Origin of the sequence: Pseudomonas sp. LA5 (genome assembly GCF_028640825.1) — a bacterium.
Lineage (GTDB): Bacteria > Pseudomonadota > Gammaproteobacteria > Pseudomonadales > Pseudomonadaceae > Chryseomonas > Chryseomonas aestiva.
Genome location: NZ_JAQYZY010000024.1, coordinates 52968 through 66693, shown reverse-complemented (window position 1 = coordinate 66693; position 13726 = coordinate 52968). Strand labels below are relative to the sequence as shown.

Sequence of the window (13726 nt, the reverse complement as noted above, 5' to 3'; positions counted from 1 at the left end):
CCGCCACAGTGCGACGCGTGGGGGGTCAGCAAGATGACCGGCGAATGACAAAAATGTCACCCAGCGAAGCGACCGGAGGCCCTACCATGACGTCATGCATATTCTCCTCATCGAAGACGACCAGAAGACCGGCGAGTACCTGAAAAAGGGCCTCGGCGAATCCGGCTACGCGGTCGACTGGACCCAGCACGGCGCCGACGGCCTGCACCTGGCGCTGGACGGCCGTTACGACCTGGTCATCCTCGATGTGATGCTGCCCGGCATCGACGGTTGGCAGATCATGGAAGTCCTGCGCAAGAAGCTCGACGTGCCAGTGCTCTTTCTCACCGCCCGCGACGGTCTGCAGGATCGCATCCGCGGCCTGGAGCTGGGCGCGGACGACTACCTGGTCAAACCCTTCTCCTTCGTCGAGCTGCTGCTGCGCATCCGCACCCTGCTGCGCCGTGGCGTGGTGCGCGAGCCCGAGCACTTCCACCTGGCCGACCTGCAGCTGGACCTCCTGCGGCGACGGGTGACCCGCGGTGACGACCTCATCGTGCTGACCAACAAGGAATTCGCCCTGCTGCACCTGCTGCTGCGCCGTGAAGGCGAGGTGCTGTCGCGCACCCTGATCGCCGCCGAGGTCTGGGACATGAATTTCGACAGCGACACCAATGTGGTGGACGTGGCCATCAAGCGGCTGCGCGCCAAGGTCGACAACCCCTACCCGGTCAAGCTGATCCATACCGTGCGCGGCATCGGCTACGTCTGCGAGGTGCGGCCTTGAGCGCGCGGTCACCCTCGCTGATCCTGCGCGCCACCCTGGGTTTCGCCCTGGTGGCGCTGCTCGCCGTGGGCGGCGCGGGGGCCTTTCTCTACCACAGCCTGGAACGTACCGTGCTGGAGCGCGCCGACTACGCCCTGCTCGGCCGGCTCGCGCATTTTCGCAGCCTGCTCAGCGCCGACCTGTCGCTGGAAACCCTGGGCCGCAGTCCGCAGCTGTTCGCCAACATGCTGGGCAACGAGCAGGACGTCTTTCTCATCGGCACGCCGGGCGCCAAGCCGGTGATCGCCTCCAATCCGCTGCAGATCGCCCTCCCCGACCTGGCCGTGGTGCCACAGACACGACGACCGACACGGGCCGATCTGCGCGAAGGCCAGTTGGCCGACGGGACCCGCTGGCGCGCGGCGCGGGTCGCGGTCAACACCCCCGAAGGCCCGGTGGAACTGACCGCCGCCCATGTGCTGCGCAACGAGGACACCACCCTGGCCGATTTCCGGCTGGGGCTGCTCGGCGCCGTGACCCTGGCCTTCCTCGCCACCGCCGGGCTCGGCTATCTGCTGCTGCGGCGCGGCCTGGCGCCGCTGCGGCGCATCGCCCGCCATGCCGGCGGCATCACCCCGACCCGACTGGCCGCGCCCCTGGAGCTGGCCGATGCCCCGCGTGAACTGCAGCCGCTGGTGGAAAACTACAATGCCATGCTGGCGCGGCTGGCCGACGGCTATGGCCGGCTGGTGCAGTTTTCCGCCGACCTCGCCCACGAGATCCGCACCCCGATCAATGCCCTCATGGGCCATACCGAGGTCGCCCTGCGTCAGGTGCGCAGCAGCGAGGACTACCAGACGCTGCTGGCATCCAACCTGGAAGAGCTGGAGCGCATCTCGCGGCTGGTGGAGAGCATCCTCTTCCTCGCCCGCGCCGACGACGCCCAGGCGGTGCTGACCCCGCAGCCGCTGCAACTGGACGAAGAACTGGCGCGCATCGCCGACTATTTCGAAGGCCCGGCCGACGAGCGCGGCCTGCGCCTAGTGGTGGCCGGTGGCGGCCAGGTGGTCGCCGATCCGCTGATGCTGCGCCGCGCCCTGAGCAACCTGGTGGCCAACGCCATCCGCTACGCCGAACCGGATGGCGAGATCCGCCTGCAGGCGGAGGGCGAGCGTATTCGCGTCAGCAACACCGGCCCCGCCCTGGCGCCGGCGCATCTGCAACGGCTGTTCGACCGCTTCTATCGCGCCGATCCCTCCCGCCATCAACCCCATGATTCCAACGGCCTGGGCCTGGCCATCGTCGCGGCGATCATGCGTCTGCATGGCGGTCGTGCCGAGGTCGAGCAGAATGAACGGGGCATCCATTTCAGCCTGGTCTTCCCGACCCCGGCAGCCTGAACCGCGACCTATCGCTCAAACCACGCAACCGCCCGTCACCAAAGGACTTTTTCCGCTTGCCCAGGCGGGCTATGGGCTGCATCGACCCGCCCACTACTGTACATTCATCTACCTTAGGCAATAAGCAAGGGTGGTAGGCGATGAGCGTGGATGTCGAACTGGTGCTGGCCGGCAAGATCGGCTTCGCGGCGCACCAGAACGCGGTGCCCGTGCTGCGCGAATTGCGCCTCACCCACAGTGGCCAGGAAGCCCTCGCCGACCTCAGTCTGACGGTCACGGCCGAGCCGGCCTTCGTGGTCCCGCGCACCTGGCACCTGGAGCGCCTCGATCCCCAGGGCACCCTCTACCTCGATGATCGCGACCTCGAATTCGACGCCGCGCTGCTTGGCAGCCTGCAGGAGAGCCTGGTCGCCCAGCTGACCTTCACGGTGCGCCAGGGCGAGACGATCCTGCAGACGCGGTGCTATCCGGTCGAGTTGCTGGCACGCAACCAATGGGGTGGCGTGGACAGCATGCCGGAACTGGCGGCGGCCTTCGTCATGCCCAATGATCCGGCGGTGGATCGCCTGCTGGGCGCAGCCGCCGAGGTCTTGCGTCGCGCCGGCAAGTCCACGGCGCTGGACGGGTACGAGAGCGGCTCGCGGCGGCGCGTCTGGGAACTGGGCTCGGCGCTCTGGTCGGCGCTGTGCGGTCTGCAGCTGACCTATGCGGTGCCGCCCGCCAGCTTCGAGCGCCAGGGCCAGAAGATCCGCACGCCGGGCAGCATCCTCGACGGTGGCCTGGCCACCTGCCTGGATCTCGCACTGCTCGCGTGCGCGGCGCTGGAACAGGCCGGCCTCAATCCACTGCTGGTCATCACCCGCGGCCATGCCTTCGCCGGGGTCTGGCTGCAACCCCAGGAATTCGCCCAGCTGCTCACCGACGACGCCGAGCCGGTGCGCAAGCGGGTGGCGCTCAAGGACCTGCTGGTCTTCGAGACCACCCAGGCCACCGCTTCGCCGCCGCCGTCCTTCAGTCAGGCCATGCAACTGGCCGAGCGGCAGCTGGACGACGAGACCTTCGTACTGGCCCTGGACGTCCGCCGTGCCCGCCTGCAACGCATCCGCCCGCTGGCGGTGCCCGGCCAGCCGGCCAGCAACGCGGACGGTCTGCTGCTGCCGGGCGAGACCCTGGAAGAGGCCCCGCCGCTGCCGGCCTTCGACGTGGACGTCGAGGCGGCGCCGACCACCCCGGTCGGGCGCCTGGCGCTGTGGCAGCGCAAGCTGCTCGACCTCACCACCCGCAATCGCCTGCTGCACGTGCCGGACAACGCCCGCAGCGTGCCCCTGCTCTGCCCCGAGCCGGCCGCGCTGGAAGATCGCCTGGCCGAGGGCCGGGCGCTGCGCCTGGTGCCGCTGCCGGACCTGGCGGTGAGCGGCCGCGACGCCGTGCTGCACGAGGCCCGCGAACACGAGAATCTCGACGACGAATACGCCCGCGGCGCCCTGGCCCGCGGCGAGGTGGTCGCCCCCCTGGATGCGACCAAGCTGGACGCGGCGCTGGTGGAACTCTATCGCCGCGCCCGCAGCGATCTCGACGAGGGCGGCGCCAACACCCTCTACCTGGCGCTGGGCTTCCTGCGCTGGAAAAAGGCCGCCGACGATCCCAAGCACTACCGCGCGCCGCTGATCCTGCTGCCGGTGCGCCTGGAACGGCAGAGCGCCGCCAGCGGCATTACCCTGCACCTGTTCGAGGACGAGCCGCGCTTCAACCTGACCCTGCTGGAGCTCCTGCGCCACGACTTCGACCTGGACATCCCCGGGCTCGACGGCCCGCTGCCCGGCGATGGCAACGGCATCGACGTGGACGGCATCTGGACCAGGATGCGGCGTGCGGTGCGCGACCTGCCCGGCTTCGAGGTCAGCAGCGAATTGCTGCTGGGCCAGTTCTCCTTCGCCAAGTACCTGATGTGGAAGGACCTCACCGAACGCAGCGACCAGCTGCTGGAAAGCCCACTGGTGCGCCACCTGCTGGAACGTACCGCGGAATCCGGCGCCTACCTGGGCGGCGGCAGCTTTCCTCGCGAGCGCGAGCTGGATCGCCAGGTGACCCCGGCCGAACTCTTCACCCCGCTGCCGGCGGATTCCTCGCAGCTGGCGGCGGTACTGGCCTCGGCCGGTGGCCAGGATTTCGTGCTCGACGGCCCGCCCGGCACCGGCAAGTCCCAGACCATCGCCAATATGATCGCCCACAATCTGGCGCTCGGTCGGCGGGTGCTGTTCGTCGCCGAGAAGCGCGCGGCGCTGGACGTGGTATATCGCCGCCTGGAGGCCCAGGGGCTTGGCGAGTTCTGCCTGGAACTGCATTCGAGCAAGGCCTCCAAGGCCGAGGTGCTCAAGCAGCTGGAGCGCGCCTGGGATACCCGCGACGGCCTCGACGAAGAGGAATGGCTGGTCGAGGCCGCCGAGGTGGAACGCCTGCGCGATCGTCTCAATGCCGTGGTCGAGCGCCTGCACCGGCGCTGGCTCAACGGCCTGACCCTGCAACAGAGCATCGGTCGGGTACTGCGCGACGCCGCCCCCGATACCCCGCGCCTCGCCTGGTCCCAGGCCGACGCCCACGACGCCGAGGGCCTGGCCGAGTTGCGCAACGCCGTGCGGCGCCTGGCCCTGCACGCCGAGACCGGCCGCAGCCTGGCGGCGGATTTCGCGCTCTTGCCGGCCCATCCCTGGTCCAACGCCTGGCAGGATGCCCTGGTCAGCGCCGCCGAACGGCTACGCGACACCCAACAGGCACTGCAGCAGGCGCGGCAACGCCTGCGTGATGTCCTCGGTCTGCCACTGGCGGACCAGGTGGCGCCCCGTCGCCTGCTGGACTTCGCCGAGTTGCTGCAGAACGCCGCTGGCCAGGACCTGGCCTTCGCCTTCGGGCCTGGCGCTGCCGAGCGTCAGCGCCAGCTGGGGCGCGCCCTGGAGTTGCTGCGCGACTACCAGATACTGGAGCGCGAGCTGTCGGTGCCCTATGCCGCCGAAGCCTGTCGCCGTGTCGCCCTGACCCAGCTGGAAACCACGTGGGACGCCGCCGGGCAGCGCTTCTGGATCTTCGCCAGCCGCGCCCAGCGACAGGTCACCCAGGATCTCGCCCGCCAGGGCGAAACCCAGGGTCAGCCCGATGTGGCTGCCGATCTGCCGCGGCTGCGGCGTCAGCGCACCCTGCTCACCGAACTGGACGAGTTGACGCCCACCCTGGCCGGCATCAGTGGCTGGCAGGGTGTCACCAGCGATCTCGACGCCCTGCTCGCGCGCCGCGTCCTGGCGGAAAGACTGAGCGCGGCGCTGCCGACCCTGGCGGAAACGCCCGAGCAGCTGCTGGCCCTGCGCCAGGCGGCAGCGCGCCGGTTGCAGCATCCCGAGGATCAGCCGGTGGACACCACCCTGGCCCCGGCCAGCGGTACCTTCGCCGAGGCCCTCGACGCGGCCGAAGCCGCCCGCCAGGCATTCGCCACTCAGGCGGGATTGGCCGGTGACACCGCCGCCGCCGAGCTGGTGCGTACCGCTGCCGCGCTGCTGCGTCAGCCGGGTCGGCTCAAGGCCTGGTGCGACTGGCAGCGCGTCCGCGAAGAAGCCGACGCCCTCGGCCTGGCAACTCTGATCGCGCGTGCCACGGCCGCCCCGGTCGAGGACCTGGCAGCCCTGTTCGAGACCGCCTATGCCCGCTGGTTCGCCGCCACCGCGCTGGACGCCGAGCCGCTGCTGCGCGATTTCGTCCCGGCCGAGCACGAGAGCGATATCCAGGCCTATCGCCGGCTGGACGATCGCCTGCAGACCCTGGCCGTGCGCCATATCCGCGCCCTGCTCTGCCACGGCCTGCCAGCGAAGAACGACGCGGCGCGTCAGGGTGGCGGCTTCGCCGTGCTCAAGCACGAACTGCAGAAGCAGCGCCGACACAAGCCGCTGCGCCAGCTGGCCCTGGAAATGGGCGACGCCCTGGCGCGACTGGCGCCCTGCATGCTGATGAGTCCGCTGTCCATCGCCCAGTACCTGCCGCCGGACGGCGGTCTGTTCGACCTGGTGATCTTCGACGAAGCCTCGCAGATCGCGCCCTGGGACGCGGTGGGCGCCATCGCCCGCGGCGTGCAGGTGGTGATCGCCGGCGACCCCCGGCAGATGCCGCCAACGCGCTTCTTCGACCGCGCCGCCGGCGAGGACGACACCGCCGAGGACCTGGAAAGCATCCTTGACGAATGCCTGGGCGCCGGCATCTACAGCCACAGCCTCAACTGGCACTACCGCAGTCGCCATGAAAGCCTGATCGCCTTTTCCAACCACCACTACTACGACGGCAAGCTCATCACCTTCCCCGCCCCGGAGATCCGTCCGAGCGCGGTGGAATGGCGGCGGGTCGATGGCGTCTACGCCAAGGGCAAGGGCCGCCACAATGCCATCGAGGCCCAGGCCATGGTCGCCGAAGCGGTCAAGCGCCTGCTCGATCCGGCCTTTGCCGGCCTCAGCCTGGGCATCATCACCCTCAACAGCGAACAGCAGCGGCTGGTCACCGACCTGCTCGACCGCGCGCGCCAGCAGCACCCGGAGATCGAGGCGCACTTCGCCGAAGACCTGGCCGAGCCGGTGGTGGTGAAGAACCTGGAAACGGTCCAGGGCGACGAGCGCGACCTGATCATGCTCGGCATCGGCTTCGGTCCCACCGAGCCCGGCGCCAATACGATGTCGATGAACTTCGGTCCGCTGAACAAGGACGGTGGCTGGCGGCGCCTCAACGTCGCCGTGACCCGGGCGCGGCGGGAAATGCTGGTGTTCTCCTCCTTCGATCCGGGGCTGATCGACCTCAATCGCACCAATGCCCGCGCCGTGCGCGATCTCAAGCTGTTCCTGGAATTCGCCCAGCGCGGCCCCCAGGCCCTGGCGGCGGCGGTAAAGGGCTCCCTGGGTGGCCATGACTCGCCGTTCGAGGAAGCCGTGGCCCAGGCGCTGCAGGCCAAGGGCTGGCAGGTGGTGCCGCAGATCGGCGTGTCGCGTTTCCGCATCGACCTGGGCATCGTCCATCCCGACCGCCCGGGCGACTACCTGGTCGGTATCGAATGCGACGGCGCCACCTACCACAGCGCCGCCACCGCCCGTGACCGCGACAAGACCCGCAGCGCCATCCTCCAGGGCCTCGGCTGGACCCTCCTGCGCGTCTGGTCCACCGAATGGTGGATCGACCGCCCCGGGGCGACCGAACGATTGCATGGGGAGATCGAGAAGCTGCTGGAGGCGTCGCGGACGAAGGGTTGAGGGTGAGGTCTGTTGGGCTTCGCTGCGCTCAACCCAACCTACCAGGCCCACACCCGTAGGTTGGGTTGAGGCGGCCTTATCGCCGAAGCCCAACGATCCGCGCTCGACCCTGGCGCCGTTGGTGGGGGCAACCCTCACCCCAGCCCTCTCCCGGAGGGAGAGGGGGCGATTGGGTCCGGCGCAGGTGATGGCTTGCCCCCTGGTATCACGCTGCCAGGGCGTCCGTAGCGTGGAAAACCGCGCCGCGTTTTCCACTGATCAACGCACCTGAACGTGGATAAGGCTGCGCCGTTATCGACTCTACGCGACTACCCCCTCTCCCCTTGGGAGAGGGCTGGGGTAAGGGTATTCCCGGACATGCCGATAGCCAAAGGACTGTTGGGCTTCGCTGCGCTCAACCAACCTACGAGATACCTGCTCACACCGAACTAACCCCCCTCTCCCCTTGGGAGAGGGCTGGAGTGAGGGTATCCCGGACATGCCGATGGCCAATGGACTGTTGGGCTTCGCTGCGCTCAACGCAACCTACCAGGCACCTGCTCACACCGAACTACCCCCTCTCCCCTTGGGAGAGGGCTGGGGTGAGGGCATTCCCGGGCATGCCGACGGCCAATGGACTGTTCGGCTTCGCGACGCTCAACCCAACCTAAAAGGCCCAACCTACGGAGCGCGATCAATTACAGGATATTCAGCGGGTACTCGGTGATCAGCCGGGTCTCGGCCACGGTGCCGCCGGTGCTCTGGCTGCCGGAATGCCAGGCCTGGCGCAGGCGGAAGCTCAAGTCCTTGGCCGGGCCGTTCTGCAGCACGTACTTGGCCTCCAGATCGGTCTCGTGTTCCTTGTCGCCGTCGCCATAGAGGCCGGCATAGGCCGAATCGGCGGCCACGTGGCTACCGTCGATGCCGCTGCCGCGGGTATGCCGCACCATCAGGCTCAGGCCCGGCACGCCGTAGCTTTCCATGTCCAGGTCATAGCGGGCCTGCCAGCTGCGCTCGCCCGGACCGTTGAAGTCGGAGAACTGCATCGAGTTGCCGAGCAGGATGGAGTCACCGAAGGACCCCGGCACCGGCGCGCCGAAGACCGCGTAGTCGAAAGGCTGGTCGCCATGGATACGCTGGTGGATCAGGGTGAAGGTGTGGGCGCCGGTCTGGAAGGCGGCGGCCAGCGAGCCGGCGGTGTTGGCGATGCTGCCGGCCTTGGCGCTGCCGGCGTCCAGGGTGCGATAGAGGTTGGCGTCGAAGGTCAGGCTCTGCTCGGCCGCCAGCGGTACAACATAGTTGAGGTTGCCGTAGTACTGGTCCCAGACGTCTTCGAAGTGCCCGGCGTAGAGCGAGGCGCTGAGGTGATCGCTGAACTTGTAGACACCCCCGGCATAGCTGGCCGAGGCCGCTTCAACGCCGGCATAGCCGGCGAAGATGCCACCGTCCGAGCCGGTGGTGCGCGGCGCCGTGGCGGCGGTGAAGTGACCGCCTTCGAGCATCAGGTGATCGACTTCCTGACTCACCAGGCTCCAGCCACGGGCGGTCTGCGGAAACAGCCAGTTGCCGCCCGCCGCCAGCACCGGCGCCGTGGGCTGCTGGTCACCGTACTTGAGCACGGTGTTGGAGACGCGCAGCTTGACCGCCGCCCCGCCCTTGCTGAATTCGCTGCGCTGGCTGCCGTCGCCGTCCACCGGCATGTTCGGGGTATTGGCGTGGCCATCACCGCCATCCAGCTTGAGGCCCAGGTAGCCATAGGCATCCACGCCCACGCCCACGGTGCCCTGGGTGAAGCCCGAGGTGTAATTGAGCAGGAAGGCCTGGGTCCAGCTGCGCGGATCGCGACTGTTGCGCGCGGCGGCGCCATGGCCGTCGCCTTCGTTCTGGCGCAGGTAGTAGTAGTTGCGCAGCAACAGGGTCAGGTCACCGTCTTCGACGAAGCCCTTGGCATCGGACTGCTGACTGGCCAGGGCGGCGCCGCTGAGGAGCAGGCCGGGCACGCCGAGCAGCCAGGTACGCCGACGGGCAAGAGGGGAAAACAGCGATAGCTTCATGGGCGGTTCACTCGGGGATCTCGGTGGGAATCGTTAGGTCGCGAACGAGTTTGCCAGCTAGCGCCGGCGCATACCACTTCGCTGACCGTGGTCATCGTCCGGTCACCTTCCTGTGCTGCGCTGACGGTTCGTCCTCTGCGCCCGAGATAACTCATGCCCAGCCAGCCCTTTGCCGTCGATCTCGCCTATCGCCCGCGCCTCGCCGACCTGCGTCCCCTGTTGCCGGCGCAACCCGCCGGTTTGAGAAGCACCGAGCCGCGCATCACCCCCGCCGCCAGCCTGGCGGATCGCCAGGGTTACCAGGCCGACTTCCTGGGCGCCTTCCAGGTCCCCTGGCCCCGTCCGAGCGCGGCCCTGGCCGGCGACGTCTATCCGCTGCCCGCCTCCGGCGATCGCCTGGACTACACCCACTTCTCGGTCACGCTCTCGCGCAGCCGGCGAATGGCGCTCTGGGTCGGCGTCAATATCGACGGCGACCAGCACGTCGAGGTGCCCCGTAGCCGCGATGCCTGGGCCTACGACGGCCGGGTGCCGCTAGAGGCTCAGCTCGGCGAGGCGCTCTATGCCGACAACCTGCTCGACCGCGGCCACCTGGTGCGCCGCCAGGACCCCAACTGGGGCGCCGCCGCCACCCAGGCCAACCGCGACACCTTCCACTTCACCAACTGCGCACCACAGATGGCCGCCTTCAACCAGCGGACCTGGCTGGAGCTGGAGGACTATCTGCTCGACAACACCCAGCGCTGGCAGGCGTGCATCACCGTCTTCAGCGGCCCGGTCCTGCGCGCGGATGACCGCTCCTACCGCGAGGCCCGGATTCCCGAGGCCTTCTGGAAGGTGGTGGCCTTTCTCGGTGACGACGGCAAGCCCTCCGCCAGCGCCTATCTGATCGACCAGCGCCGCGAACTCGACGAGCTGTCCATCACCTTCGGCCGCCTGCGCACCTATCAATGCAGCGTCCTGCGTATCGAGCAACTGACCGGCATCGACTTCGGCCCGCTGCGCGACCACGACGGCTTTTCCAATGAAGAGCGGGCCACCGGCAGCCCCGTCGAGCGGGCCATTTTCGGTCCTACCGACATCCTGCTCTAAGGCTTGTCTGTAAAGTCGCCGAGCGAAGGTCAGGCAAGGCAAAAATCCGTGAGGAAGCGGAGTTTACGAATGGTAAATGAGCATTCCGAACGGATTTTTAACGCCGCATGACCAAGCGCAGGCACTTTTCAGACAAAGCCTATCCCGGCTGCACGCAGGCGCGCGGCAGGCTGTTGCGCACGCCCAGCGCCGCCAGCAGGATCACCCCGCCCAGATAGAGTTCGGCGGCGCCGGCCAGGCCCAGCAGCGGCACCAGGGCGCTGACCGCCAGGGCGGGCAGGCAGAACGCCAGGTAACTGAGCACATAGAAGGCGGCCAGCAACCCGGCGCGCTGGGTCGGTTCGGCCAGCGGCAGCAGACTGCGGGTGGCGCCGAGAAAACCGCTGCCAAAGCCGACGCCGGTCACCAGGGTACCCAGGGCGAAGAAACCCAGCTGACCGCTGGCCACCGCCAACCAGAGCACGGCCGGACCGGCCACCAGGGTGACCGCGCCCAGGCGCAGCAGGCGCATGGGCGGCCAGCCACGCAGGCCGTGCAGACAGGCCGCACCGGTGAGCGTCAGACCGGCCACCACCACCCCGCCGACCAGGATCGACGTCGTACCGGTCGCCGCCTTGACCAGCCCCGGCATCAACGACAGATAAAAGCCGCCCACCGCCCAGACCGCCAGTTCCAGCGGCAATACCCGCCAGAGCATGACGCGAGCCTGGGGCGGCACCGCCAGCTGGGGACGCAAGGCGGCGAGCAGGCCCGGCCGGCGCGGTACGCGATCGGGCAGGCGCAGCAGCGCCAGGCCCTGCAACACGAACAGCAGCAGGAACAGCCGATAGACCAGTTGCAGCGGCGCCGGCGCGAATTCCACCAGCAGACCGCAACCCAGCGCGCCGACCGCCATGCCGAGCAGGGGCGTCAGGCTGTTCAACCAGGGGCCGCGCTCGGCATCCACGTCCAGCAGCGCCGCACCCAGGGCACTGGTGGCGATCCCGGTCGCCAGGCCCTGCAGGGCGCGGGCAAGGACCAGATCAGCCAGACCGTGGGCCTGATGGAACAGCAGCATGGAGCCCGCTTCCAGCACCAGCGCCGCCAGGATCACCGCCCGGCGCCCCAGGTGATCGGACAGCCGCCCGCCCACCAGCAAGGCGGCCAGCAGGGCAAAGGCATAGACGGCGAACACCAGCGTCAGCCAGAAGGTGGAAAAGTCCCAGGCCTGCTGGTAGCTGGCATAGAGGGGGGTCGGCGCGCTGGACGCGGCGAGGAAGGTCAGCAGCACCGAGCCCAGCAGCGCCAGGCGTGCGGAGGAAGAGCCGTTCAGTGAAGACATGCCCACACCTTAAAGCTAATTAATTGCTTTAAAGCCTGAACCCTTCCTGCAGCAAAAGCAATGCGTTTGCGTTAAGAGCCGGGTATCCTGTCAGCATGACCAACAAGCAAGCCCGTCCCGGCGGCCGCAGTGCCCGCGTTCAGCAAGCCATCCACGAGGCCGTCCTGGCGCTCCTGCAGGAGCAGCCCCGGGAAGCCCTCACCGTCCCCCTGATCGCCGCGCGCGCCGGGGTCACGCCTTCGACCCTCTATCGTCGCTGGGGCAACCTGCCCAGCCTGCTGGCCGACGTCGACCTACAGCGCCTGCGCCCGGACCAGCCGCCGGAAGACACCGGTAGCCTGAAAGGCGATCTCGAACGCTGGCTGGAACACTATGTCGACGACCTTGCCTCCACCCCTGGCCAGGCCATGCTCAGGGACGCCTTGGCCGCCACCGATCCGGGATGCGCGGTGCGCTGCACCGAGCCGACCCGGGAGCGCCTGGAGCTGCTGCTCGAACGCGCCCACCGACGTGGCGAGCCGGCACCGCCCCTGGACGCCCTGCTCGACGGCCTGGTCGCTCCGCTGATCTATCGCACCCTGTTCGGCGCCGAACGCCCCGACCTGGCGCTGTGCCTGCAGCTGCTCGCCCGGGTACTGCGGCCAGACCGCTAGGAAAAGCACCGGCCCCTAAACGACGAGGCCCGGACTGTCGCCAGTCCGGGCCTCGTGCCTTGTCAGCGGGTCCCAGGGGATCCGCCAGAGGTTGCGCTTAGGCGGCGACCACCTTGTTGGCCGGCTGGGTACGACGACCCAGGGCACCACCGATGGCACCGACGATGCCACCGATCACCAGGCTGATCAGCAGGACCCAGCTGGCCTGGGAGACCTTGCGGGCAGCCACGTCAGCCGCTTCGCGGGCCTTCTGCTCGGCCTGGGCCTTGAGCTCCTGGTACTTGGCATAGGCCTGCTGGTAGGTCTGCTGGGCCTTGTCGACGATGGCGTTGGCCTCGGCGTCGCTCTTGCCGGTGCGGGCCTTGATCAGGTTCACCAGAGCCTGACGGTCAGCGGCATTCCAGGCCTGGTCGCCACGCTGCTTCAGACGATCCAGCAGGGCACCCAGCTGGTCATCGGTCTGCTGCGGATTGTTGGCGCTGTTCTGGGCAGTGTTCTTGGCATCCTGTTCGGCGCCCTGAGCCTGCTGCTGCAGATTCTCCGGCTGCAGCTCGGTCTTGCCGGTCTGGCGCAGCGCGGTTTCCAGTTCGTTCTGCAGATCACCCAGGTCGAGCTGGATGCCCTGCTGACGCAGTTGGTCCTGAACCTGGTTGGTCAGGGCCGGGGCCGCCTGGGACAGGCCGCTGCCGACCATCGACAGGCCACTGCCCGCCACGTTCAGACCGGTGCGCACCACGCCGCTGACGGCGCTGGACACCAGATAGACGCTGACCAGGGTCACGCTGGCCCAGACCAGGATGCCGTGCAGGGCGCCTTCGCGCTGCGCCAGGCGACCGGCGATCCAGGCGCCGACGAAGACCGAGACCACGGCGCTGACGCCGACCCAGATACCGGTGCCCTTGCCCAGGCCGGACAGCGGATTGGCTTCCTGTTGCGGATCGATGGAAGCCGAGCCGATGGCGGTGCCGAGCAGGCTCAGCAGCAGCGAAACGGTCAGGGCGATGACCACGCCGGCGATGATCGAACTCCAGGAAATGCGCTTCAGCAGGGGCGCGGTGGCGGTGGCCGTGGTGGCTGCATAGGCTGGGGTGTGACGGGCGTCATAGGACATGGCAGGTGCTCCGGGTGGTGATGGGAAGAACTTATTGTGGTAACGGATTGATACCGTCCCGCTTTCGGAAGTTCCCAGACCTGCATTCCAGAGCCTTC

8 protein-coding genes are annotated in these 13726 nt (G+C 68.4%); 5 read left to right on the top strand and 3 right to left on the bottom strand.

The window, feature by feature from the left end; all coding sequences use genetic code 11:
* The first annotated feature begins 94 nt into the window (after positions 1 to 94).
* The 3 genes from PVZ72_RS05100 to PVZ72_RS05090 all read left to right on the top strand — a co-directional run bounded on the left by PVZ72_RS05100 (position 95) and on the right by PVZ72_RS05090 (position 7418).
* The gene (locus PVZ72_RS05100; RefSeq protein WP_093254533.1) at positions 95 to 766 is read left to right on the top strand and encodes a heavy metal response regulator transcription factor; all 672 of its coding nucleotides are present in this window, start codon (positions 95 to 97) and stop codon (positions 764 to 766) included.
* Positions 763 to 2145, top strand: coding sequence for a heavy metal sensor histidine kinase (locus PVZ72_RS05095; RefSeq protein ID WP_273861353.1), 1383 nt, complete (start codon positions 763 to 765; stop codon positions 2143 to 2145). The genes PVZ72_RS05100 and PVZ72_RS05095 overlap by 4 nt, the downstream gene beginning before the upstream one ends.
* A 140-nt stretch (positions 2146 to 2285) precedes the next feature.
* A complete protein-coding gene (locus PVZ72_RS05090) occupies positions 2286 to 7418 on the top strand; it encodes a DUF4011 domain-containing protein (protein WP_273861352.1) in 5133 nt (1710 codons plus the stop codon).
* Between the two features lie 677 nt (positions 7419 to 8095).
* Here PVZ72_RS05090 and PVZ72_RS05085 read toward each other — a convergent pair.
* On the bottom strand, positions 8096 to 9451 hold the full coding sequence (locus PVZ72_RS05085) for an OprD family porin (RefSeq protein ID WP_187980042.1): 1356 nt from the start codon (positions 9449 to 9451) through the stop codon (positions 8096 to 8098).
* Positions 9452 to 9604: 153 nt separating this feature from the next.
* Here PVZ72_RS05085 and PVZ72_RS05080 point away from each other — a divergent pair, with 153 nt between their 5' ends.
* On the top strand, positions 9605 to 10543 hold the full coding sequence (locus PVZ72_RS05080; protein ID WP_273861351.1) for a DNA/RNA non-specific endonuclease: 939 nt from the start codon (positions 9605 to 9607) through the stop codon (positions 10541 to 10543).
* Positions 10544 to 10682: 139 nt separating this feature from the next.
* On the opposite strand, the gene PVZ72_RS05075 is transcribed toward PVZ72_RS05080, so the two are convergent.
* Positions 10683 to 11864, bottom strand: a complete 1182-nt coding sequence (locus PVZ72_RS05075) for an MFS transporter (protein WP_273861350.1) — start codon at positions 11862 to 11864, stop codon at positions 10683 to 10685.
* A gap of 95 nt (positions 11865 to 11959) precedes the next feature.
* Between PVZ72_RS05075 and PVZ72_RS05070 the strand changes: the two genes are divergently transcribed.
* Positions 11960 to 12517: a TetR/AcrR family transcriptional regulator gene (locus PVZ72_RS05070; protein ID WP_187980045.1), complete on the top strand. Its 558-nt coding sequence runs from the start codon at positions 11960 to 11962 to the stop codon at positions 12515 to 12517.
* A 97-nt stretch (positions 12518 to 12614) separates the two neighbouring features.
* Here PVZ72_RS05070 and PVZ72_RS05065 read toward each other — a convergent pair whose 3' ends face one another.
* Entirely contained in the window at positions 12615 to 13628 is a 1014-nt protein-coding gene (locus PVZ72_RS05065) for a YrzE family protein (RefSeq protein WP_133862652.1), read from the bottom strand.
* Positions 13629 to 13726: the final 98 nt, after the last annotated feature.